Genomic DNA, 22,966 nt, shown 5'->3' on the forward strand with positions numbered 1-22,966 from the left:
CGGCGTTGACGCTTCCCTCGTCCGCGCTTACGACGGCTCTTCCCGGCGCCTTTTCGCCTGAGCCAAACGGACAGCGTAGTCAATGGCGTTCACAAGGCTCAGCTCGTTGGCGACGCCCGTTCCCGCGTGACCGAAGGCGGTGCCGTGATCCACCGAGGCGCGGATGATCGGCAGTCCCAGCGTGACGTTCACGCCGGCGACAGCGTTCCACATCTTCTTTCCCCTGTCGTAGACGAAGCCGACCACTTTCAGGGGGATATGCCCCTGATCGTGATACATGCAAACGACCATGTCGTACCACCCGCCCAGCGCTTTCGAGAAAACCGTGTCGGGCGGTACCGGGCCGATAGCGTCGATCCCCTCGGCCCGGGCCGACTCGATCGCGGGGATGATCTCTTCGATCTCCTCGCGCCCAAACATGCCGTTTTCTCCGGCATGAGGGTTCAGTCCGGCCACACCTACGCGAGGCTTCTCGATGCCAAGGTCTTTGCATGCCTTGTTCGCGATGCGGATCACGTCGAGGACGCGTTCTCTCTTGACTCGCTCGCAGGCTTCGCGCAACGACACGTGAGTGGAGACATGAACGACGCGCAGGTCGCCGTGAGCCAGCATCATAGTGTACTTTCTCGTGCGGGTGAATTCCGCGTAGATCTCCGTGTGTCCCGAATAATGATGTCCCGCGAGGTTGATCGCTTCCTTGCTGATCGGGTTGGTCACGGTCGCGTCGATATCCCGACTCATGGCCAGCTCGATGGCTTTTTTCACGCACTGAAAAGCGGCTTCGCCCGCCTGAGACTGGACCTTGCCGTAGACGAGGCTGTCCATATCGACTAAATCCAAGGCATGAACGTCTATCGTTCCAAACTCGTATTTTCCGTCGCGCGGCGACGAGACGGCGTTGATCTTCACCTCGGGGTGTCCGGCGATTCTCAGAGCGTCGCTCATGACTTTCACGTCGCCGATAAGCAAAGGGCGGCACCGCTCGTAAACTCGGGAATCGGCCAGGGCCTTTACGGCGATTTCCGGGCCGCAGCCGGCGGGATCGCCCATGGTAATGCCAAGCAGGGGTCTATACATGATCTCACTCCATTTTTTTCAAAGCTGTCGGAAGGGTTGCCGACAGGCCTCCCGAATGTCGTTGGGGGCACGGACGCCTCTGTCGCCGACGCCGGTGGTTCATGCTCGAAGCCACGAGGTCCTAGGACGCGCGGTGCCGCTCAATAAAGTCGGCCACGTTCACGAAGACCTCGCGAGATCCCATTCCCCCCGATTTGGAAACGATCATCACGTCGCCTTCGGGAAGGATGGCGCGGGAAAGCACCACGCCCGATTCGATCTCGCAAAGAGGGCGCATACGCGAACATTCCATGTGGGCCAGCACGCCGCTCAGGATATCCCCGCCGGTCACGGCGAAAACGCCCCTGAGACCGCGGCGGTACAGTCGCCGAACCAGCTCGCCGAGGTGACCGGCCACGGCGCGGCTCTTTTCTTCCAAAGCGACGGAACCCACCCCCTCTTCCGGCGGCGCGCCGTACAAAAGAAGCCGCTTGTTCCGCCCGTAAAGCGTCGCAATATCGTCCAATATCCTGTCGCCCTCGGGGCCTGCAGGAATCCCCTCCTGCATCTGCGACGAGGTGAGCCGATAGGCGTCGAAACCCGAACTGCGCGCGTATTCCAGCTGAGCCGTCGTGATCGGGTTCAGGCTTCCCGAAACCACCAGAAGTCCCTGCGCCTCAAGCGTCACCGGCGGAAGGGGACGACGCAGGCCAAGCAGCTGCGGCAGATGCCCCGCGAACCCGGCGCAGCCAGCCAAAACGGTGGTCTCCCTGATCTCTCCAAGCTGTCTTGCGATGGCCACGCAGGCTTCGTCCGACGAAGCGTCGAAAACGAGAATCTCCCGACGTTCCGCTGCCAAAATCGGCGCTCCCTCCGCCACCGATACCACGGGAAGGGTACTTTGAAGTCCGATGATCTTCGCCACCGACGATTCCCTTACGGGATCGAAGGGATCGCGGCCGAAAACGCTCTCGCTCACGGGGACGCCGTCAATGTACTGAATCCCTCCAAGGGTCAGGCGCTTCAATTTCGGATACGCAGGGACGAACAGAAGGCGCGTCGCTCCGCTGCCGGCCAGAGCGCCTTCCAGCTCTGCCCCGATGTTGCCGCGCAGTGCCGAGTCGGTTTTCTTGTAAATCACGGGAACGCCGCTTTTCACGGCACGTCCGGCGATGTCGCGGACGATCTCGAAGGCCCGCCGCGGATCGATGTGGCGCGATTCCGTGTCGACAACGACGACAGATTCCCTGGCGTCGTCCTTCCAAGCATCGAAGGAGACATCCAGATTGGTCGTCACGTGAGTGTGCGCTCCACATTGAGCCAGCTGTACCCCCGAATCGAGCGCCCCCGTAAAATCGTCGGCCAGTATCAGCAGTCGAAGCATATCGTCAGCTCCCTTCAACGATTCTTTCTCTTGTTTTCGTTTCCTACGCAAAAGCATAAGAAAAAAATATTTCGTAAACAAGAGCGGATATTCTTTTTTCAGTTTCATTATGAAACTCTTTTCGACGATGTGTTTTATTTTGAAACAAGAAGGAAAAACGATCACGGCCTCGCCTGGAATGCGCGCTTTCGCTCGAGCGTTCCGCGCCGCCGCTCAGCCATGCTCATAAAATCGCAGGACCGTTCCGTTTTCGTCCATTTCCGAAATTTGTGTTAGAATAAAACATACTGACCTGGGAGGTGTCGTATTTTGAAAAAGGTTCGTCTGCTCTGTATCGCCCCCTACGAAGGAATGCGCGACGTCATGATGAACATTGCCGCGCGCCGCAGCGACCTGGAGCTCGTGATCCGCGTCGGCGATCTGGCCGACGGCGTCAGAGCCGTTTCGGAGCACCTCGAATCCAGCATCGACGCCATCATCTCACGAGGAGGCACGGCCGAAGAGATCCGCAGGCATTTCTCCATTCCCGTCTGCGAGATCGATCTCTCGGTCTGCGACATCCTGCGGGCCATCCGGCTGGCCCGCAATTTCTCCGACGACTTTGCCATCATGGGCTACCCGAGCATCACAAAAAACGCCTCGTCGCTCTGCGACCTGCTTCAGTACACGACTCCCGTGATCACCATCCACAGCGCCGACGAAGCGCGAGAACAGCTCGAAAAACTCAAAAAGGAAGGGCGCCGAATCGTCGTCGGCGACACGATCACCGCCATCATCGCCCAAAAGCTCGATATGAACGGAATCCTGGTCACCTCAGGCATGGAAAGCATCGAAGACGCGTTCCAAAGGGCGCTGCACCTGCAAAGTTATTACCGCGACCTGCAGGAAAGCAAAAATCTTCTCGATTCCCTGCTCAACAGCCTCAACGACAACCTGATCGTCTTTGGCGACCGCCGGGAACTTTGCTTCTCCACACTGAAGGATATCCCGCAGAAACTTCGTTCCACCTTGGAAAAAAATGTCCCCTCGATTCTTTCCGGAGAGAACCTGCATCTCGTCCGACGCCTTGACGCGCAGCGAGTTTCCATCGAAGGCAAAGCCCTTGTCTCGAGGGAACGGAACTACTGCGTCTACACGCTGACGCGGCAGCCTTACGCGGAACCCTTTGGCAACAAGGCGCTGCGGTGTTACGATCCGGAGGAAGCCCTTCAGACGGCGCCTTTCGAAAATTTTCTCGGCGAGAGCGAGATCATGCAAAAGGTCATTCACCGCATCAACCGTTGCGCCGCCATCGACCAGCCGGTGCTTCTGGTGGGCGAACCCGGGACCGGGAAAGACCGTTTCGCTCACTATATTTACGCTCACAGCAGACGGCGCCGCAGCTCCTTGGTCCGTATCGACTGCAGGATGATGACGGAATCTCACTGGGAGTATCTGCTTGAAAACGAGAACTCCCCGCTCCGCGACAACGGTCTCACCTTTTACATCCGCTGCGTCGAACGCATTCCGCCCGAACAGCGCCTGAGGCTGGAAAACTATTTCGGGAACACCGCCGTTGCGTGCCGAAACAAGTTCATCCTTTCCTGTTCTCTCGGCGACGGCTTCACCGAGCGCGACAGCTTCTTCATCTATCTCAGGGAAATCTTTTCCTGCCTTACCGTCGAAATCCCGCCTCTACGACGGCACAGCGGCGACATTCCCACCCTGGTAGGGCTTTACATCAACTCGCTGAACGCCCGGCTTGGCACCCAAGTCGTGGGGTTCACGCCCGAAGCCATGCTGCTGCTCCAAAAGTTTCCCTGGGAGCGGAACATCGACCAGCTCGTCAGAGTGGTGCGCTGTCTCGTGGTCTCCGCCAAGATGTCCTACATTTCCGCCAGCGCGACGGAAGAGGTTCTGGCGGAGGAGCGTCATCAGCTGCTCCCCACCGCTGCGGCCGCTTTTAACCTGAACCGTCCTTTGAACGAGATCGTCAGGGAGATCGTCACGGCAATTTTCGCGCAGGAGAACATGAACCAGACGAAAACCGCCAAACGCCTTGGCATCAGCAGAAGCACCCTGTGGCGGATGCTCAGGTGATCCGGCATAACGCCGCCGCGTTTTGAAGAACGCCGCGGCGGAAATCTCGGATACGATGCCTTCCAGTTTGTCATACTGGTTCTCGATTAAAATGCCAAACGCAAGGGCGCTGCGAGGGAGTTCAGTCGCTCGCAGCGCCCAGTAGACCACGTTAACGCTTTCTATCAAGAAATAGTATCAGCTGCTATATTGTGTCAGGACGGTTCGATTTCTCGAGGCACTATGAAGCACGTTTATTTCACAAGGAACACGCATGCGAAGGCCGGGTTCTTCGCGCCGCTGTTCACCAAATTCCGAAGGAGATGAATTGACAATGATCATTTCAGAACGAATCAGCAGCCTGTCCGCGTCCCCCATCAGAAAGCTGACTCCCTACGCCGCCGCGGCAAAGGCCGCAGGCAAGAAAGTCTACCATCTGAACATCGGTCAGCCCGACATCGAAACACCCGCCGGCTTTCTTGAGGCAATCCACCGCTTCGACAAAAAAGTCATCGCCTACGGCGACTCGCACGGCAATCCGCGCCTGCTCGAAGCGATCCGCGCCTATTACCAGAGCTGGAGCATGGATTACGGCATCGAACAGATCACCATCACCAACGGCGGCTCGGAAGCGTTGCTGATCGCCATGATGGCGCTTTGCGACCCCGGCGACGAGATCCTCGTTTTCGAGCCCTTTTACGCCAATTACAACGCGCTTGCCCGGGCGCTCAACATCACCGTTCGCGCCATTACGACGCATGTCGAAAACGGCTATGCGCTGCCGGAAGAAGCGCACGTGGAGCGCAGCATCACGCCGCGCACCAAAGCCATTCTGCTGACCAATCCCGGCAACCCCACGGGGCGCGTCTATACGCCCGCGGAGATGGAACTGATCTCGCGCGTCGTGCGCCGCCACAATCTGGCGCTGATCGCCGACGAAGTGTACCGCGAGTTCGTTTACGGAGCTTCGTACCGCAGCTTCGGCGCCATGCCGGAGCTCGACAAGCATCTCGTGCTCGTCGATTCGCTTTCCAAGCGTTACAGCGCCTGCGGCGCGCGTATCGGCGCGCTGCTGAGCCGCAACAGAGATTTCTGCGTCCAGATCATGAAATACTGCCAGGCCCGCCTGTGCTGTCCCGAGCTGGAACAGATCGGCGCCGCCGCGCTCTACGCCACGCCGAAGAGCTATCTCGACGGCGTCAACGCCGAGTACCGCCGGCGGCGCGACACGCTCCAGCGCGAGCTCGCCAAAATCCCCGGCGTCGCCTGTTCGTCGCCGCAGGGCGCTTTCTACGTGATGATCAAAATGCCCATCGACGACGCCGAAAAGTTTGCGATCTGGCTGCTGGAACACTTCGACTCCCACGGCGAGACCGTCATGTTCGCGCCCGGCAGCGGCTTTTACGCCACGCCCGGCCTCGGCAGGGACGAAGCGCGCCTGGCCTACGTGCTCAACTGCGCCGATCTCACCCGCGCCATCGCCATCCTCGGCGAAGGGTTGAAGGCCTATCCCGGCACGAAACTGCTGGCGTAGACCGCTCCCGTGAAAAGCCGCGCCGGACGCCTGTCACACTTCCATGGTGAAAGCGTCTTCCGTTTTCGCCATGACGGCCTCGAACTTCATGCGCCTCGCCTCCATTTCATCTTCTCCGTTGCGGCCAGACAAGAGGCGGCCCGCCGACGTGTTCCGGCGGGCCGCCTCTTTGACGTTCGGCATCGAACGTTTCACGCGGGACTTCTCCTAAGAAAAACGTCCTGCGAGCTTTCTCTGCGATCCTCTTTCCGCTTTCGCGGCGTCTCTCGTTTTACCTCCTAGCGCGCCGTTTCGGCCAGGAAATCCGCCGCGAACTGAGCCATCACGGCGCTGCCGCGCTTGAGGACGCTCTCGTCCACGTCGTATTTCTCCTGGTGATTCGTGTAAACGTAGCCCTTTTCCTCGTCGCGGCTGCCGATGAAGCCGAAGATGCAGCGGCATTTTTCGCCGAACCACGAGAAATCTTCGCTGCCCATGATCGTGGGCATGTGCCCGACGCTTTCCTCGCCGTACAGTTTGACTACGGCGTCATGGGCAATGCGGTTCAGCTGTTCGTCCTCGTTGATCACGGGCAGGGTCAGATACTTGTATTCGAGCGTGCCCGTAGCGCCGAAGGCCGAGGCCGTGTCGGCAATGACGCGGCGCATGGCCTCTTCCACCGAGGTATCGGCTTTGAAAGTGCGCACCGTGCCTTCCATTTCCACCTCGCGGGGCACGCAGTTCCAGCGGTCGCCGCCGTGCACCGTGCCCACCGTCAGCACGAGGGGATTGAGCGGGTCGTTCATGCGCGACACGCACTGCTGCAGGTTATTGACGATCGCCGCCGAAACGGTGATGGCGTCGATGCCCAGATGCGGGGCCGAACCGTGGGCCGACACGCCCGTGACGGTGATTTTGAACTGGTGGCAGCAGGCCATGCGATTGCCCGGCGTCACGTCGATCAGCCCGCTCCCCAGCACGCCCCAGATGTGAGCGCCGTAAATGGCCTCGACGCCGTCCAGCGCGTCCTCGGCGAGCATGGCCTTGGCGCCGGTGGCCACTTCTTCGGCGGGCTGGATGATCAGGCGCACGTCGCCGTGCAGCTCGCCTTTCACCTCGTTGAGGATCTGCGCCGCGCCCAGCAGCATGGCCATATGGTTGTCGTGGCCGCACGCATGCATTTTGCCCTCGTTTTTCGAGGCGAACGGCAGACCGGTCTGCTCCTTTACGGGCAGCGCGTCGATGTCGCTGCGCAGCGCCACCGTTTTGCCGGGATGGCCGCCGTGGATCGTGGCCGTCAGACCGCAGCAGTTTTTCAACTCTCTGATGTCGGTGACGCCCATGGCCTCGAGGTCGCGGCGGAGTTGCGCGCGCGTCTCCTTCTCCTCGCCCGACAGTTCCGGGCAGGAATGGTAATAGCGGCGGCGTTCGACGATGTAGGATTCGTACTTGTCGGCAAGAGCTTTGACGTCCATAATGCATTTCTCCTTTCAATCGCTTCCGACGCGGAAAGCTGTCAGACCATAGCCTGGCAGCTTTCCGCGCACCTATTGCACTCCGTTTAGAACAGCTTCTCGAAGATCCCAGCCACGAAGACGGACGTGATCGTAACGGTGACGAAGCCGCCGACGATCATGGCCGGCATGAGGATGCCCGACAGGTAATCGTGCTCTTCGTCGTTTTCGGCCAGAGCCCTGCAGATCGACTCGGTGATGACGGCGTTGGGGGGAAAGCCGTACAAGGCGGTCAGCGAAACGGAGAACGCCAGCGGGACGGAGAGCTTGACGATCTTCGCCGCGATGAAGGCAAACAACAACTGGCCGGAAACGCCGGTAACGATCAGCTGCACCAGGGGCAGGATGATGGACTTGAGCATCTCGGGGGTGCAGTCCTTCAGGCCGTCGAAAATGTACATCATCAGCGCGAACATGACGATGCCGAAGGAGTTGCATTTCGTCAGCGAATTCTCGTCAAGGAAGCCGATCGACGTGAACAGCACGCCGAGCAGCAGGCACCAGATCGCGCCGCTGATCTTGCCGACGGGACCGAAGGAGACGCCGCCCATGACTGTGGCGAGATAGCCGACGATCCCCAGTTTGAGCAGCACCACCACGGCCGAATCGAATTTCTTCGGCACGGAAGGAAGCAACTTGCGGCGCACCGCGGCAGCGGCCAGAACGGCCTGCTCTTCCGTGACGCCGTTGGCGTCGGATTTGCCGGCGCGGAAGTTCCTGATCAAACGGCGCCCTTCGTTCTGGAGGAAGATCGCCGTCAGAGGATAGCCCGCGAAACCCTGTACGCAGTACATGGCGATGGCGAACACGCCGACGGCCGTCATGCCCTTGGCGATGGCCGCCTGCTGCATGATCGAAGCGGCGACGATGCCTCCCGTCAGAGGCGGCAGTCCGGCGATGACGAAGCTGCGATCCATGAACAACGGGCAGACGAAGTAACCGGCAAGGCACATGCCAGCCAGACCGGCCAACGCCACAACGACGACCTTCCACTGCTCCATCAGCTGTTTGAAGCTGATGATCGTGCCCATGTGCACCAGCAGCAGGAAAATGCCCGTGCTCGCGCCGAAGGGGATCAGCACCGAATTGGTGACCAGATCGTGAGGCACTCCGTGCCAGTACCCCAGCAGCATCAGGCAGGCCGTGACGAAAACCGAGGGAACCCAGGCTTTTGTGATCGTGGAAACCCATTCGCCGATGACGTACATCAGACCGCAGATGGCAAACGCCGCCATGAAATTGTACTTAAAGAACTCAAGCATAATCTCTTCTCGCTCCTTCTCGACACACAAGATTTTGCCGAAAAACCTTTCCGTCCCCCCGGAACAAAAGTTTTTTTCGGAACACATCGCCACAATCAGTCCAAATGGGCCGATTGCCTGTAGATGGAAGTAAGTATACCGTCCGCGAAGAAATTTTGCAAATTTTTTCTGCGCCGTCGCTTACTTTTTTTCGGCAAAACAGATTCATCGTCCCTCGGCGAAAACAAAGAAAACATAACTTCCTCGAGCGTTCTCCTTCCCGTTTGCAAATGTTGTGATACCAATTCTTAATGGAACAGCTTAACTGCAAGCGCCCAGCGCCCGCTCAGGACGATCTCGACTGCGTCGTTCGTTTTGTGAATCTTCCTCGGAGCGCCTTTGTTCTTCAGTATTCCAATCAAGAAAAATAGTATGATAGCTCCATAAAAAGCTCCCGGCAGGATTCCTGCCGGGAGCCGTTCATTGAGCTGCCGATTCGAGGAGGAGTTCAGTTCGCGCCGCCGAGGATCGCTCCGAGCAGCAACATGGCGCCGCCCACAACGAACAGATCGTCGCGGTCGCGATGACGATGATATCTCCGGGGAGGCGGAGGGGGCGGCGGACGGTGCCCGTACGGAGGCGGGGGCGGAGGGGGCGCAGGATGGAATCCCGGACCGCCGGGACGGGGCGGCGGGGGCGCGGGACGGAAGCCCGGACCACCGGGACGAGGCGGCGGAGGCGCGGGATGGAAGCCCGGACCGCCGGGACGGGGCGGCGGAGGCGCGGGGCGGAAGCCCGGACCGCCGGGACGGGGCGGAGGCGCGGGACGGAAGCCCGGACCACCGGGACGAGGCGGCGGGGGCGCGGGACGGAAGCCCGGACCGCCGGGGCCGCGGCGCGGAACAGCAATCTGGGATACGGCACTTTTCTTCGAGGCGGCACCGGCTGTTCCCGCCCCGCTCAGGACGACGACAGCCGCAGCGACAAGAACGACGCCGGCCAGTCTTTTCTTATACATGGAAAAACCTCCTTGTCTGCAATAGTTCAGTGTCCGCGGGACACTGGAGAATTAGATTTCGGGAAGTATCAGTCGCCGCTGTTGGCGGCCGCGCCGATCAGCACTCCGAGAAGGAGCATGGCGCCGCCGACTTTCAGCGCGTCGTGGTCGTCGTGATGACGATCACGACGGGGCGGAGGGGGAGGAGGATTATAGCCTCCGCGTGCGGGAGGCTGAGGTGCAGGTCGTCCTGGCATCGGACGGTCTGGCCCGGGATGGTTCGTTCCTGAACGATTCGGACCGGGCATCGGTCGGCTGGGAGCGGGCGTAGGACGGCGGGAGCCCGGACGATCCGGCGCAGGTCGCCGACGATCGGGCCCCGGACGGTCAGGCGCAGGCATCGGACGAGGCGGTGCCGGACGATCAGCGCCGCTCCGCGGCGACATGTTTTCTGCTGCGACGTCGCCGCGGACGGCTGCAAAAGTCGCCGCCGGGGACGAGAGGACAAAAGATCCCAAAAGCAGCGAAGCAAACAGAGCGCGTGTGGCTTTCATCAAAACTCATTCCCTTCTTCAAGCAGAGGACACGGACGGATTCTCCGCCCTTCCGTCATCAAACCCCGTCTGCGCGAGAAACGGCATCCTCGGCCGCCGGAGCTTCGGCGGCGGGCGCCGCGGGCGCGTCCTGCGGGGACACCGGCGACACCATCGTCATGCAAGGGCAGTGGTACATCGGTGCCACGGAGTAAGGCATCATCGGCATCATATAATAATGCGGAACCACCGGCGCCGGAGCGTGCGGACCGAACCCGGGCGCGGCAGGCGCGAGACGGCCGTCGGGGCCGTGTCCCCTGAAACCGCCGCGATGCCGGCGGCCGTCGGGTTTGGGCGCGTTGCCCTCAAGGATCTGCTTCACTTCCCACTCGCGCACCTTGGCGTGCAGTTCCTCGGACTTTTTCAGCATCTCCAGCGCCTTGGCCGAGTCGGGCTTATCCTTGCCAAGCTCGAGGCGAAGGTCTTTCTTCAGGCTTTTCATCTCCGCAAAAGCGTTTTTGATTTCCTCAGGCGCCTTCTCAGAGATACGCCTGTCAGTTTCCCAGCGCTGTATCCGCAGTGGCGGGGGCATGCCGGGACCGCCGTGGATTTCCCGGCCGGGGCGAGGCGGAACAGCCCACGCCGCCGCGCTGCCAAGGATCGCGATCGCCAGACCGCCGAGAACACGATGCGTTTTTTTCATTTTGCATGGCCTCCTGTTATAAATGTCTTTTCATGGAACGCGCCGCAGGGGAACCTCTCTCGCGTTCTCCCTCGAACGTGTCCTGAGTATAATTGAAAAGCGCCCGCCGCGCATTGAAGGATTCATCAATCCTCCGCCTGCGGATTCTCACAGGAAATTTTTGCGCGCTGTCCTTGACGGTTCAAACCCGCTGTCACAAAAGATTGTACAGATTCCCATTCCCAATCCGATTTTCCGGCGATACAATAAGCGCAGTACCGGATAGCGACTCCATCATGAAACGGGAGGTTCTTTCACATGATCTCAATCGTTCTGGCCGACGACCATCCGCTCACCCGCGCCGGGCTGGCGGCGCTCATTAACGAAGAAGAAGGTCTCAATCTGCTCGGCGAGGCGTCCGACGGCAAACAGGCCTGGGAAATGATCGAAAAGCTCAAACCCGACGTGGCCTTGCTCGACATCCGCATGCCGGAAATGGACGGCATCACCGTGGCCCGCAAAGTCAAGGACGCCAAGCTGCCGACGAAGGTCATCATGCTCACGGCCTACAACGCCCAGCCGTACATCGTGGCGGCGCTTTCGGCCGGCGCGCGCGGTTTCATCGTCAAGACGTCGGCGGTCATGGAGCTGACGCAGGCGCTGCAGTCGGTGATCGGCGGCGGCATCTATCTCGATTCCGCCATCGCCAACTCCGTCGACTCCGCGTCGAACGAACTGGAACCGCTCTCGCCGCGCGAGCGTGAAGTGCTGCTGCTTTCGTCCCAGGGATTTCCCGTCAAAGAAGTGGCGGCGAAGCTGTTCATCACCGAACGCACCGTTCAGGCCCATCTCTCCTCCGTCTACGCCAAGTTCGGCGCCAAGAACAAGACCGAGGCCCTGATCATCGCCCTGAAAAACGGCGTGATCCTCGTCGATGAACTGCTTGAAGGGGAACTTCCTTCATGAGGAAACGCCGCTGGCTGCTCCCCGCCATCCTCATGATGATCCTCGTGCCGACGCTGTCCGCGCTGCTTTTTTCCGGTTTCGGCCTTTACCGGCAGCAGCGGGCCATGGCGGGCATGGCGTCGCGCTACGCTCAGAGTCTGGCGCGCAGCATCGTCCGCGAGGAAAGCGGCGCGAGCAACGAATCGCCGCTGCAGCGCCACCGGCGCATGGGGCTGTTCCTGAAAATGCTCACGCTCGGTCCGCCCGTGCCCGGCTGGATCGCCACCGTCGGACCGGGGGGGATCAAGCTGCAGGGCTCGCCCGGCAGCAAGATCACGCCCGAGCTGGCGCTCGCCGTCAACCGCGCGTTCGCCAGCGGCGAGATGCAGCTGCTCTCCGTGCAGATCGATCCGCATCCGCCCTCGGCTGCGGCCGTCTATCCTTATCCCGACGGCATCCGCGTCGTCGTCGTCGTCATCTCCAAGTTCCTCGTCCCCGGGCCGATGCGCGATCTCGTCTTTCTGCAGCAGTTCATCACCATCGGCGTCAGCGCGATCGCCCTGATCGGTATCTGGCTTTTGTGGCGCTGGTGCGTGACGCCGCTGCGCCGTCTTGCCGCGCAGGTGGAAACGCTGCACTGGGGGCGGGACGTGCTGCGCGCCGGTTCCCGACCGCCGCTGCCCGAACTGCAGAACATGCAGGAAGCCCTCTCGGAACTGTCGGTCAGCGCCGTCGACCGCGAGATTTTAAAGAAGAACTACGTCGGCGACATCGTGCGCACTCAGGAAGAAGAACGCACCCGCCTCGCCCGCGAGATCCACGACAGCCCGCTGCAGACCGTGGCGTCGCTGATCCAGCGCATTCAGCTCGCGCTGCGCGGCCTGGGCAGGCCTGAGATCGACCGCGAACGCGTCGGCGGACACCTTGCCGCCGCGCAGGAAGCCGCCCTCACCGCCGTACAGGAGATGCGCGACGTCTGTGACCGGCTCTCGCCGCCGTGGCTCAGCCTTGGCGCCATGCGCGCCCTGGAGGAGATTTCCAATCGTCTCAGCCGCATCCACAACGTCGCCGTCACGGCTGCCGTCGAAGGCTGCGTCGACGCGCTCAGCGAAAAGGAGGTGCTGGCGCTGTGCCGCATCGTCCAGGAAGCCGTGGCCAACTCCGCCCGGCACGGGCACGCCGCGGCCGTGGACGTCAAGCTGACTTGCGGCGACGGCTGTCGACTCACCATCGCCGACGACGGCTCCGGCATCGACCGCGAATTCGATCCCGAAGTCCTGCGCGTGCAGGGGCACCGCGGCATCGCCAGCATGAACGAACGCGCCGCGCTGATCGGCGCGTCGTTTTCCATCCGCCCCCGCCCCGAGGGCGGCACGCTGGTCACCGTCGATATCCCCGCCGGACGATGAGCATGTTTTCAAACAAAAGCCGTCACGGAGAAGCGGTGGAGCGAAGAAAAAAATTCAAAAGAATATGATATGGAACGTCCGTACAGAACCGCCCATATGCAGAAAGCCTGCCGATCAAGCGATCGACAGGCTTTCTGCATTACTTTCATTGGAATTTTTCCGGTTCCTTCGTGACCGATCTTCGGGTTCTCCGCGGCGGCCGTCGTTCTCCGCCGCTCACGAACGTTTCTTTTTCGGTTCGAGCACGGTCAGCGGCACCTGCAGGCTGCCTTCGACCACGTAATCGGAGCGGAAGATCCGCATCGAGCCTTCGCGCATTTTGCGGCGGCGGACTTCGCCGGGGAATTCGCTGTGCGTCCCCGAATCATCCTGGCTGACCAGCTCCACGATCACCTCGCAGCTCCGTTCGCGCGTCTGCAGCTCGTACAGCAGCTGCTCGAACGACGACAGACGGCGATCGGTCACCGGCGGCTCGTCGTTCGAATCGTCCGTCGGCGCGGGATTCCCTTGCCGAAGCGCAACCGTGTAGCCGCCCGCCGCATCCTCGGGAACTTTCAGCGTGAAACTGCGGATCACCGGCTGATGACGCCACGGGCGCAGCGTCGCCGTCACCGTCACCGTATCGCCCGGAGCCGCCTCGCTGCGGTCGACGCTGAGACTCTCGATGATCAGCTTGCGGATCTGCGACGAGGCCGACAGCTTGATCTTCAGCCCCACGGGGCTGACGTTCCGATAGGGATTGCCGACCACGTTCGACACCAGCGCCGCAAGCGGCGACACGGCGTCGCTCATCACGTCCTCGTCGGCAACCACCACGTCGTTCACGCTCCAGTCGTCGGGCATGCCGTCGCCCGTGACGGTGACGTCATAACGCACGGTGCCTCCCGACTCGCGCGCCAGCTCGCGGTCCGCCAGTCCCGCAAGCAGCTCCGGCAAGAGCGAGACCACGGCGTGCTCGTCGTTGATCATCTGAAAACGGCGCACCACCGTACGGCGGCTGTCGAGATCTTCGATTTCCACCCGCACCGAGACCGCCGGCGGGAAGCGCCCCAGCCAGCCGGCGATGCCCTCCGGCCGATCCTGCGTCACCGTGCCGACGAGGCGCTGCGACGCGGTCAGCTTGAACGGCGACTCGTAGCTGCCGATGACACCGTAGACTTCGCTTTTCGCCAGCGGGTAGGCCACGGCCCCCCAGTTCTTGAAGCTGTGGCCGAAGGCAATGAAGCGTCCGTCGCGGTCCACGGCCGTCAGCGTGCCGCTGACGTCGAGCGCCACGTCGCCCCAGGCCAGCATCGCCGAAACGGCGTCGCCCGGCTTGAGCGGCTTGGCCTTTTCCGACACCGCCGTATTGTCGCCCGAACCGCCCTCGACCACGCGCATGCCGAGCCGGTCGCCGAGTTTCTTCAGCGCGCGGCGGCTGAGTCCATCCGCCGTCGCGTACATTTTCGCCGTGGTCTCGGCGACCGCCGGCTCCCTATGAGTCAGTTCTTCGGCTTCCGCGGCGGCGATATCCTGCGGCAGCGAGAACTCGAAATCGGGAACCGACTTTTCCTTCATCGCCCGATGTGCCGGCGTCGGCGCCAAAACGCCGTCCGCTTTCTTCGCGGCGTTCCGCGCGTACTGGTCGTACAGTTCGCTGAACCGCCGTTCCAGCTCGGTATCCTTCTTTTTCGAGAGCAGCGGACGCACGCTCGCAAGCTTTTGAGCGCGGCTCGGATAATCGAAAAGCTCCATCATCTGTTCGATCGGCGTCACCAACCCCATCTTCGGATCGCCGAAATCCCAGCCGAAGGAAAACGCGCCGATCAGCCGCCCGTTCACGTACACCGGCGAACCGCTCATGCCCGAGGCCATGCCGCCGGCCCTGTCGATGTCCGGACCGGAGGCGCGGATCAGGATCAGCTTCGAGGGGCGGTCTTTCTTGCTGACGACTCCCAGCACTTCGACCGGGAACGATTTGATCCTGCTGCCGGAAAAGACCGTTTTCGCGTACCCTTTCATGCCCGCCCGCACCTGCGCCAGCGGCATGATCGGCTCCGTCGGCGCAAAAGGCTCCGCCGCAGCCGGAACGCACAGCGCCAGCGCTGCGCCCACAACCGCCCAAAATCGTTTCATCGCGCCCACCTCAGATAGGCCAAAATAAAAGGATCGAGCCCCCCGTCGAGCACGCCGCCGACGTTGCCCGTCTCTTCGCCGGTACGGTGATCCTTGACCAGCGTGTAGGGCTGGAGCACGTAGGAACGGATCTGGCTGCCCCACGTGCTCTCTTTCTTTTCGCCGGCGAGCGCGCTCATCTCCGCATGCCGCTGCTCGAGCTCCCGCTGGTAAAGTTTCGACTTCAGCACCGACAGGGCCGTAGCTTTGTTCATGTGCTGGCTGCGCTCGTTCTGGCAGCTGACCACGATGCCCGTGGGCAAATGCGTGATGCGCACCGCCGAATCCGTCATGTTGACGTGCTGGCCGCCCGCGCCGCTGGAACGATAGGTATCGATGCGCAGATCCTCCGGCGCGATCTCCACGTCCACGTCGTCGGGCAGCTGCGGCGACACGTCCACCGACGCAAAGCTCGTGTGCCGCCGTTTGTTGGTGTCGAACGGCGAGATGCGCACGAGGCGGTGCACGCCGATCTCCGAGCGCAGATAGCCGTAGGCCGTCTCGCCCTGGATCAGCAGCGTCGCGCTCTTGATACCGGCTTCTTCGTCGTGCTGGTAATCGAGCAGCTTCGTCTTGAAACGGCGCTCCTCGCACCAGCGCAGGTACATGCGGTACAGCATTTCCGCCCAGTCCTGCGAATCCAGCCCGCCCGAACCGGCGTGCACGCTCAAAATAGCGCTGCAATGGTCGTAGGGGCCCGACAACAGCAGCGCCATCTGCTCGTCTTCGATCTCGCGGCGGAACGCCGCGCTGCGTTCGCCAAACTCGCTCGTCAGTTCGGCGTCCTCGCCGTCGCCCAGCAGCTCGGCGATCGTCTGCAGATCGGCGAATTCCCGTTCGATCTTGTCCCAGCGGGCCAAATCGGCCTCGCGTCGCGACAGCCGGGCCGAAACTTTCTGCGCGTCGGCCCCCGACCAGAAATCGGGCGCGGCCGTTTCGGCGCGCAATTCTTCGCAGTCCTTCCTTATCGCAGGCAGGTCAAAGGCTTTCCTGCAGCTCGGCCTTCAGCGCCTGCAGTTCCTCCATGACCGTGGTGATCGGCATCAATGCCATCGGTTTCATTCCTCCTGAAAAACAGATTTGTCATTTATTATAGCATCCTGCGCCTCGATGCAGAATCCGTTGCCTCTCTTTTGTCTGCATTTTTTACGTATCTCTCCGCCGCGGCGCTTGCCCTTTTGCGCCGACATGGTATAAATAAAACGACGAAGATCCTTCCGCCGCCGGCTCGTCGAAGCCGCGCCGCCCCGGCGGACCTGCCCGCTTCGAAACGCGGCGCTTCCAAAGATCCCGGTCAATCGAAAACGGAGACTTCACGGAAAGGAATGAAATCATGGTTCACGACATCGGCAAAACCATCATGATCATCGGTCTCGCGCTGTTCGCCGTCGGGGCCGTCGTCCATTTCGGCGGGCGCTTTCTGCCCCTCGGCCGCCTGCCCGGCGACTTTGCCTGGCAGGGCAAGAACTGGTCGATTCATTTCCCGCTCGCCAGCTCGATCGTCGTCAGCGTCGTCCTCACCGTCCCCGCCAACCTCTTCTTCCGCCGCTGAGCCGCCGGGCGACTTTTTGCCGCCGCTGCGGTATAATGGTTATTAAAGAAGTTTTACGACAGGAGCGAAACGAAAATGAGCCTTGACCAACGACTGACCCAACTTTCCCACAGCAGCGGCTGAGCCGCCAAAATAGGTCCGGAGGACCTGGCGAAAGTTTTGGCGGATCTCCCCCGTCCCCACGACGGCCGTATCCTCACCGACTGGGAAGGGGGCGAGGACGCGGCGCTGTGGAAGATCACCGAAGAGCGCGTCGGCATCCTCACGCTCGACTTCATCACGCCGGTCGTCGACGATCCTTACGTGTGGGGGCAGATCGCCGCCGCCAATTCGATCAGCGACGTCTTCGCCATGGGTGGCTCGCCGTTCGTGGCGCTCAACATCGTCGCCTTCCCGCTCAACTGTCTGCCGCTGGACATGCTCAAGCGCCTCATGGAAGGCGGCGCTTCGAAAGTGTCCGAAAGCGGCGCTTTTCTCATGGGCGGGCACAGCGTCGAGGATCAGGAGCCCAAGTACGGGCTCTGCGTCTTCGGCGAAGTGGAACGCGACGCCATGTGGCGCACCACCGGCGCGCATCCCGGCGACGCGCTCGTGCTCACCAAGCCGCTCGGCACGGGTATCATGGCCACCGCCATCAAGGCGGAAATGGCCGATCCCGCGCAGGCGGCGGAGGCCGTGCGCTGGATGACGGCGCTCAACGACCTGCCCCACCGCATGACGGCCGAGCAGCGCCGCCGCGTCCACGCCGCCACGGACGTCACCGGCTTCGGCCTGGCCGGGCACGCGCTCGACATGGTTTCCGACCACCGCGTCGACCTCGAACTGAGCGTCGAGGCTCTGCCGCTGCTCGACGGCGCGGCCGACCTCGCCCAGATGGGATTGTTTCCCGCCGGCGGTTACCGCAACGAAAAGCTCTATGCGCCGCAGATCGACCGTCTCGAAAAAGTATCGCGCACGTACCGCGACTTCCTCTTCGACACGCAGACTTCCGGCGGCCTGATGATGGCCTGCCCGCCGGAAGACGCCGAAGAAATCGCGGCGCTCGCCAAACGGCACGGTTTCGACCGCGCCGGCGTGATCGGCCGCTTCAAGCCCGGCACGGGGCGCATCGTCTGCGTATGACCATGGGGACAAAGGCCGCCGCGGAGAAGCGGCGCAAAAACGGAGGAAAAGAGACATCGAAAACCGCGAGGGCGGATGACCGGATGTGAATCGGTCATCCGCCCTCGCGGTTTTCGATTTTCGCCGCAAAGCGGCGGCTCCATTTTTCTCTTTGCTTTTCTCCGTGTCTCCGCGGCGGCCTTTGTCCTGCCTTTTCGTTCAACGGCGGCTGAGACGGGAACCGACGTCGAGGAGGACGCGGTGCATGAAAAACAGGATGTCCTCGTTCTTCGGCGGCGCAATGTAAACGGCCCCGAGATGGGCGATCAAGGCGCGGCGGAGCTTGGGATCGGCATCGTGAGCGACGACCACGAGGCGTCCGGCGGCCAGGCCGGCGGCGAGACTTTCGATGTATTTCGGATTGGAAGCCTGGCTGATCTGGCGGATGCGCCGCATTTCCTCCTCGGTCGGAACGCTGACGGTGCAGCCGAAAGCGGCGAAGAAGAGACGATACCGTTCGCTCAGGCAGAGCACCTTCGTGCCCGTCATGAGACGGCGTCCGGTGATCAGCACGGAGCGGAGGCGCGCGTTGAATTCGCCGAGACGGCGCTGGAAGTAGGCATAGCGCGCGGGGACGAGTTCGCTGAGGGCGTTTGCGACCTGCTGCGCGGTGAACGGCATGTTGGCGGGATCGCCGTAAAAGGCGTCGACGTCGCCGCGCTTCACGCCGTCGGGATAAAGATAATGCAGATTGGCGCGGTTTTGCTCGGCGGCGGTCAGATTCTTGCCGCGGCGGCCGGCCGTCATGAACTCGCGATACTGCGCCGGGTCGAGCGCGTAAAGCGGCAGCGCCGCGTTCGCGCTGCCCATGATGGCGGCGCGGCTGACACGCAGGCGGCCGTTGTCGTCCCAGCTCGCGCCGGATGCAGTGCTCACATAAGGGCCGCCGATAAATTGAAACAGCAGCTCGGTCATCGGGTCGAGCGCCAGCACGCGCGTTTTTTCCGCGGCGGCGGCCGACAGCGCGCCCAGCAGCAGCGCCGCGCCGCAGAGGACGATTCGGAACCGGCGCATGGCTAGGCTTTGGCGCAGATCACGGCGACATCCTCGCCGTCCAGCTCTTTGACGCGCACGTCCACGATCTCCTGCGACGAGGTGGGCACGGCCTTGCCGAGATAGTCGGGCTGGATCGGCAGCTCGCGATGGCCGCGGTCGATGAGGATCAGCAGCTGCACGCAGGCGGGGCGGCCGATGTCGCCGATGGCTTCCAGCGCGGCGCGGATCGTGCGTCCCGTGTACAGCACGTCGTCGACGAGGATGATGCGGCGGCCGTTGACGTCGACGGGAATGGCGGTGCTGTGCACGACAGGCTGGTCGCTGAGCAGCGTGATGTCGTCGCGGTACAGCGTGATGTCCAGTTCACCCAGCGGCAGCTTGACGCCTTCGGAGGCGCGCAGGAACTCGCGCAGCCGTCCGGCCAGATAGACGCCGCGGCGCTGGATGCCGATGATGACGAGGTCGTCGGCGCCGTGGTTGCGTTCGACGATCTCGTTGCCCATGCGGCGCAAGGCGCGCTCCATGTCTTCGGCCGTCATCACGACGGCTTTTTCTTTCAGTTTCAACGCCGCGTCGCCTCCAGTCGTAAAAGGATCGTTTTTCTACTTCGCGTTGGGCCGGCTGCCGGGCTTGACGGGAGGCGTGCCCAGTTCGCGGCACAGCGGGCAGTCGTCGGCTTCCCAGGTGGGGAAAGAGACCTTGAAGAGCGAAACGAGCTCGGGCCCGAGCTGCTGCGCGCCGCCGGAACGGTCGACGATGCAGGCAGAACCGGCCCAGACGCAGCCGCCGGCGATCATGTGCTCGGCGGTCTCCTTGACGGAGCCGCCCGTGGTGACGACATCCTCGACGGCGACGAAACGTTTGCCGACCGGCATCGGGAAGCGGCGCAGCTTCATTTTGCCTTCCTCACGTTCGCAGAACAAAAATGGAATATCCAGCGCGCGCGCCACCTCATGTCCGATGATCAGCCCCCCCAGCGCCGGCGAGACGATGAAGTCGGGCCTGAACGCGGCGATCCGTTTGGCGATCTCGCCGCCGGCGAACGCCGCGTATTTGGGAAAGCGCAGCAGCATGGCGCACTGCATGTAGTTGCCGCTGTGCCGCCCCGAGGTGAGCTTGAAATGCCCCTCAAGCCACGCTTTGCTCTCGACGAGCATCTCTTTCAGTTTTTCCTGCACCTGAGAATTCGTCATCACTTCCGACATGCCAATCCCTCCTCGATGGATCGGGCGATCTCTTCGACCGCCTTGCGAACGTCGGGCGCTTTGTAGATGGGACGCCCCATGACGATGTAATCGGCGCCGTTGCGGAACGCGTCGGCGGGCGTGGCGACGCGGCTCTGGTCGTCGCCGCCGGCGACGAGGCGCACGCCGGGCACGACCTTGAGCAGCGTCGGCGGCGTCACGGCGCGCACCTCGGTCAGATCGAGCGGCGAGCACACCAGCCCGTCCATGCCGCAGTCTCCGCACAGCCAGGCGCGCTTTTTGATGGCCGCGTCCATCGGGCAGCCGGGGGCGACTTCGTCCCAGCTTTTTTCGTCGAAGCTGGTCAGCACGGTGATGCCGAGCAGCTTCATGGTCGAGCCGAGCCGATCGCGGGCGGCGACAGATTCTTCCATCATGCGGCGGCCGCCCGCGGCCTGCAGCGTCAGACAGAAGATGCCGAGGTCGGCCAGCGTCTCCACGGCCAGGCGCACGGTGTTGGGGATGTCGTGCAGCTTCAGGTCGAGAAACAGTTTGAAACCGTGGTCGACGATCTCCTTCAGAAACGGCGCGCCGCCCTGAGCGTAGAGGCGCGGGCCGATCTTGATGGCGTCCACGATTCCCGAAAGGGCGTCCATCGTGCGGCGCGCCTCGCGCAGCGTGTCGAGGTCGAGCGCCGCAAACAGCGGCAAAGATGTGTGTTCGGTCATAAAAGCACTCCTCACGTTGATAGGATCGATCCCGTTTTTTTGACAAAATTTTCGCGTGCTCACGCGCGGCGGGCGCGGCCGATCAGTTCGGCCAGGGAAGCGACGTTCCAGCGCTCCACGGCGGCGAGCAATCCCTCGTGGACGTTTTCAAGCACTTTGAAATCGCCGAACAGCGCCGCTCCGACTTCCACGGCGCTGGCTCCGGCCATGATCATGGCCAGCGCCGAATCGGGGCCGTCCACGCCGCCGCAGCCGATCACGGGAATTTTCACGGCGCCGGCCGCGTCCCAGACGACGCGCAGCGCCAGCGGAAAAACGGCCGGGCCGGAAAGTCCCGCCACGCGGCGGCTGAAAACCGGCACCCCGCGCAGCGTGTCGATCGCCATGCCCAGCCAGGTGTTGGCGGCCACGACCGCGCTGGCTCCGGCCGACTCGGCGGCCTTCGCCACCGCGGGAATGTCGGGCGCCTGCGGCGTCAGCTTCACCCACAACGGGCCGTCCCAGCGCCGGCGCGCCATCTCCGTGGCCTGCGCCGTCAGCGCCGGGTCGACGCCCCAGCTCATGCAGCCGTGATCGGTGTTGGGGCAGGAAACGTTCAGTTCCACGCCGTCGACCATGTCCCCGGCTTCGGCGATGCGGTCCATCATGTAAGCCAGATCTTCCGCGCTCTGCATACAGACGTTGAGCATCACGGGCACGCCGCGTTTTTTCAGGTCGGGCAGACGGCAGTCGATGAAGCGGTCGATGCCCTCGTTCTGCAATCCGATGCTGTTGAGAACGCCCGAGGGCGTCTCCCAGATGCGGTAGCCGGGATTGCCGGGGCAGGGATCCTTGGTGATGGCTTTGGAACAGATCGCGCCGACGTGGCGCGTCAGGTCGTCCGCCCACATTCCGGCTTCGTAAGCCCACGTGCCCGACGCGATCACGACGGGGACTTTCAGCTTCATGCCGCCGACGTCGAGCGCGAGCGGATCAGAGATGCAGCTCATCCCATTTCACCTCCCTGGCCTGGAACACGGGGCCGTCGATGCAGACGCGCCGCCGTCCCGTCGTGGTGTCGACCACGCAGCCGAAGCAGCCGCCCATGCCGCAGCCCATGCGGCGCTCGAGGCTGACCTGGATGTCGTCGCACTGCGCGCCGTACCGTTCGTACAGCGCTTTCATCATCGGATTGGGGCCGCAGCAGGCCAGCGACACGTCGCTCAGATCCTGCCCTTCCAGTCCGGCGATGGAAAATCCCCTGCGTCCGATCGAACCGTCGTCGCTGTACAAAACCATCTCCGGCGCGCGGGCGCGCACCCAGTCGGCGAAGCTCCGCCACGAGGCGTTGCCGACGCCGAGGAACAGACGGTCGAAACCGTTCAGCTCGCGGCGCAGGAACAGCAGCGGCGCGATGCCCAGCGTGCCGGCCACGCCCCAGACTTTTTCGTGCCGGAACGGGGCGAACTGCCCGCCTACGGGCCCGCGCACGGAAAGCGACGCGCCAGGTTCGGCGGCAGCCAGCAGAGCCGTGCCCTGCCCAACGACGCGGAAAAGCGTCTCGATCGTCCCCTTTGCGGGGTCGGCATCGAGGATGCCGAGCGGCCGGCGCAGCAGCGGCGCCGTGGCGGCCGACGTTTTGAGCAGCACGAAATTCCCCGGCCGCGCGTTTTCGGCAATCTCTGGACACGCGAACGTCAAATGCCAGATGTCCGGCGAGACCCGTTCCTTTTCGAGCAGCCGCGAATCGTAATCGCGAATCAATCCAAACTCCCCTCTCGTTGGCGCTCCCCGCGCGGCCGTTTGCGCGGCGCGCTTTCATCCCCCGGCGCGCGGCGCAAACGGCCGCGCGATCGACGGATTTATTGTATCGCAACGGA

At 62.6% G+C, this 22,966-nt stretch carries 22 protein-coding genes; 6 read left to right on the plus strand and 16 right to left on the minus strand.

From position 1 onward, the window contains the following. Window positions 1-27: 27 nt before the first annotated feature. Both pdxA and B0D78_RS03715 read right to left on the minus strand, forming a co-directional pair. Window positions 28-1,077 (minus strand): 4-hydroxythreonine-4-phosphate dehydrogenase PdxA, encoded by a 1,050-nt coding sequence (gene pdxA / locus B0D78_RS03710; protein ID WP_078015641.1) that lies wholly within the window; start codon window positions 1,075-1,077, stop codon window positions 28-30. A 121-nt stretch (window positions 1,078-1,198) separates the two neighbouring features. Further along, the gene (locus B0D78_RS03715) at window positions 1,199-2,440 is read right to left on the minus strand and encodes a four-carbon acid sugar kinase family protein (RefSeq protein ID WP_168169989.1); all 1,242 of its coding nucleotides are present in this window, start codon (window positions 2,438-2,440) and stop codon (window positions 1,199-1,201) included. Between the two features lie 309 nt (window positions 2,441-2,749). On the opposite strand from B0D78_RS03715, the gene B0D78_RS03720 reads away from it, so the two are divergent. Both B0D78_RS03720 and B0D78_RS03725 read left to right on the plus strand, forming a co-directional pair. Then, a complete protein-coding gene (locus B0D78_RS03720; protein WP_078015643.1) occupies window positions 2,750-4,519 on the plus strand; it encodes a sigma-54-dependent Fis family transcriptional regulator in 1,770 nt (589 codons plus the stop codon). A 313-nt stretch (window positions 4,520-4,832) separates the two neighbouring features. Continuing rightward, a complete protein-coding gene (locus B0D78_RS03725) occupies window positions 4,833-6,032 on the plus strand; it encodes a pyridoxal phosphate-dependent aminotransferase (protein ID WP_078015644.1) in 1,200 nt (399 codons plus the stop codon). A 33-nt stretch (window positions 6,033-6,065) separates the two neighbouring features. Here B0D78_RS03725 and B0D78_RS12765 read toward each other — a convergent pair whose 3' ends face one another. The 6 genes from B0D78_RS12765 to B0D78_RS03750 form a co-directional block, all read right to left on the minus strand. Further along, window positions 6,066-6,227 carry a hypothetical protein gene (locus tag B0D78_RS12765; protein WP_168169990.1) on the minus strand — a complete coding sequence of 54 codons (162 nt, stop codon included), beginning with the start codon at window positions 6,225-6,227 and terminating at the stop codon, window positions 6,066-6,068. Between the two features lie 83 nt (window positions 6,228-6,310). Further along, window positions 6,311-7,486, minus strand: a complete 1,176-nt coding sequence (locus B0D78_RS03730) for an amidohydrolase (RefSeq protein ID WP_078015645.1) — start codon at window positions 7,484-7,486, stop codon at window positions 6,311-6,313. 86 nt (window positions 7,487-7,572) lie between these two features. After that, a complete protein-coding gene (locus B0D78_RS03735) occupies window positions 7,573-8,787 on the minus strand; it encodes a hypothetical protein (protein ID WP_078015646.1) in 1,215 nt (404 codons plus the stop codon). 487 nt (window positions 8,788-9,274) lie between these two features. Beyond that, window positions 9,275-9,784, minus strand: coding sequence for a hypothetical protein (locus tag B0D78_RS13510; protein WP_078015647.1), 510 nt, complete (start codon window positions 9,782-9,784; stop codon window positions 9,275-9,277). Window positions 9,785-9,852: 68 nt separating this feature from the next. Further along, the gene (locus B0D78_RS12770; protein ID WP_168169991.1) at window positions 9,853-10,020 is read right to left on the minus strand and encodes a hypothetical protein; all 168 of its coding nucleotides are present in this window, start codon (window positions 10,018-10,020) and stop codon (window positions 9,853-9,855) included. A 355-nt stretch (window positions 10,021-10,375) separates the two neighbouring features. Continuing rightward, window positions 10,376-10,999 carry a hypothetical protein gene (locus B0D78_RS03750; protein ID WP_078015649.1) on the minus strand — a complete coding sequence of 208 codons (624 nt, stop codon included), beginning with the start codon at window positions 10,997-10,999 and terminating at the stop codon, window positions 10,376-10,378. A 297-nt stretch (window positions 11,000-11,296) separates the two neighbouring features. Here B0D78_RS03750 and B0D78_RS03755 point away from each other — a divergent pair, with 297 nt between their 5' ends. Both B0D78_RS03755 and B0D78_RS03760 read left to right on the plus strand, forming a co-directional pair. Beyond that, complete coding sequence (locus B0D78_RS03755; RefSeq protein ID WP_078015650.1) at window positions 11,297-11,944, plus strand: response regulator; 648 nt, start codon at window positions 11,297-11,299, stop codon at window positions 11,942-11,944. Then, window positions 11,941-13,332 carry a sensor histidine kinase gene (locus B0D78_RS03760; RefSeq protein WP_078015651.1) on the plus strand — a complete coding sequence of 464 codons (1,392 nt, stop codon included), beginning with the start codon at window positions 11,941-11,943 and terminating at the stop codon, window positions 13,330-13,332. The genes B0D78_RS03755 and B0D78_RS03760 overlap by 4 nt, the downstream gene beginning before the upstream one ends. Window positions 13,333-13,548: 216 nt before the next feature. Here the strand turns inward: B0D78_RS03760 and B0D78_RS03765 are convergent, their stop codons facing one another. Continuing rightward, entirely contained in the window at window positions 13,549-15,447 is a 1,899-nt protein-coding gene (locus B0D78_RS03765) for a SpoIVB peptidase S55 domain-containing protein (RefSeq protein WP_078015652.1), read from the minus strand. Continuing rightward, a protein-coding gene (prfB, locus tag B0D78_RS03770) for a peptide chain release factor 2 (RefSeq protein WP_205948260.1) occupies window positions 15,444-16,539 on the minus strand; the annotation gives its coding sequence in 2 pieces (ribosomal slippage) (window positions 15,444-16,466 and window positions 16,468-16,539; 1,095 coding nt in all). The genes B0D78_RS03765 and prfB overlap by 4 nt, the downstream gene beginning before the upstream one ends. 280 nt (window positions 16,540-16,819) lie before the next feature. Between prfB and B0D78_RS03775 the strand changes: the two genes are divergently transcribed. Both B0D78_RS03775 and selD read left to right on the plus strand, forming a co-directional pair. Beyond that, window positions 16,820-17,038, plus strand: coding sequence for a DUF2905 domain-containing protein (locus B0D78_RS03775; protein WP_078015654.1), 219 nt, complete (start codon window positions 16,820-16,822; stop codon window positions 17,036-17,038). Between the two features lie 75 nt (window positions 17,039-17,113). Next, window positions 17,114-18,160: a selenide, water dikinase SelD gene (selD, locus tag B0D78_RS03780; protein WP_078015655.1), complete on the plus strand. Its 1,047-nt coding sequence runs from the start codon at window positions 17,114-17,116 to the stop codon at window positions 18,158-18,160. Between the two features lie 198 nt (window positions 18,161-18,358). Here selD and B0D78_RS03785 read toward each other — a convergent pair whose 3' ends face one another. Genes B0D78_RS03785 through B0D78_RS03810 form a run of 6 tightly spaced genes read right to left on the minus strand, consistent with a single transcriptional unit; the run spans window position 18,359 to window position 22,850 of the window. Beyond that, entirely contained in the window at window positions 18,359-19,213 is an 855-nt protein-coding gene (locus B0D78_RS03785) for a hypothetical protein (RefSeq protein WP_078015656.1), read from the minus strand. Window positions 19,214-19,215: 2 nt separating this feature from the next. Then, window positions 19,216-19,761 carry a bifunctional pyr operon transcriptional regulator/uracil phosphoribosyltransferase PyrR gene (gene pyrR, locus B0D78_RS03790; protein WP_078015657.1) on the minus strand — a complete coding sequence of 182 codons (546 nt, stop codon included), beginning with the start codon at window positions 19,759-19,761 and terminating at the stop codon, window positions 19,216-19,218. 36 nt (window positions 19,762-19,797) lie between these two features. Continuing rightward, window positions 19,798-20,400 (minus strand): orotate phosphoribosyltransferase, encoded by a 603-nt coding sequence (gene pyrE, locus B0D78_RS03795; protein WP_240496113.1) that lies wholly within the window; start codon window positions 20,398-20,400, stop codon window positions 19,798-19,800. Continuing rightward, window positions 20,388-21,107: an orotidine-5'-phosphate decarboxylase gene (gene pyrF / locus B0D78_RS03800; protein WP_078015658.1), complete on the minus strand. Its 720-nt coding sequence runs from the start codon at window positions 21,105-21,107 to the stop codon at window positions 20,388-20,390. Before pyrF ends, pyrE begins: the two co-directional genes overlap by 13 nt. A gap of 59 nt (window positions 21,108-21,166) precedes the next feature. Next, on the minus strand, window positions 21,167-22,096 hold the full coding sequence (locus B0D78_RS03805; RefSeq protein WP_078015659.1) for a dihydroorotate dehydrogenase: 930 nt from the start codon (window positions 22,094-22,096) through the stop codon (window positions 21,167-21,169). After that, complete coding sequence (locus tag B0D78_RS03810) at window positions 22,080-22,850, minus strand: iron-sulfur cluster-binding protein (RefSeq protein WP_078015660.1); 771 nt, start codon at window positions 22,848-22,850, stop codon at window positions 22,080-22,082. The genes B0D78_RS03805 and B0D78_RS03810 overlap by 17 nt, the downstream gene beginning before the upstream one ends. Between the last annotated feature and the right edge of the window lie 116 nt (window positions 22,851-22,966).

Source organism: Pyramidobacter sp. C12-8 (genome assembly GCF_002007215.1).
GTDB lineage: Bacteria > Synergistota > Synergistia > Synergistales > Dethiosulfovibrionaceae > Pyramidobacter.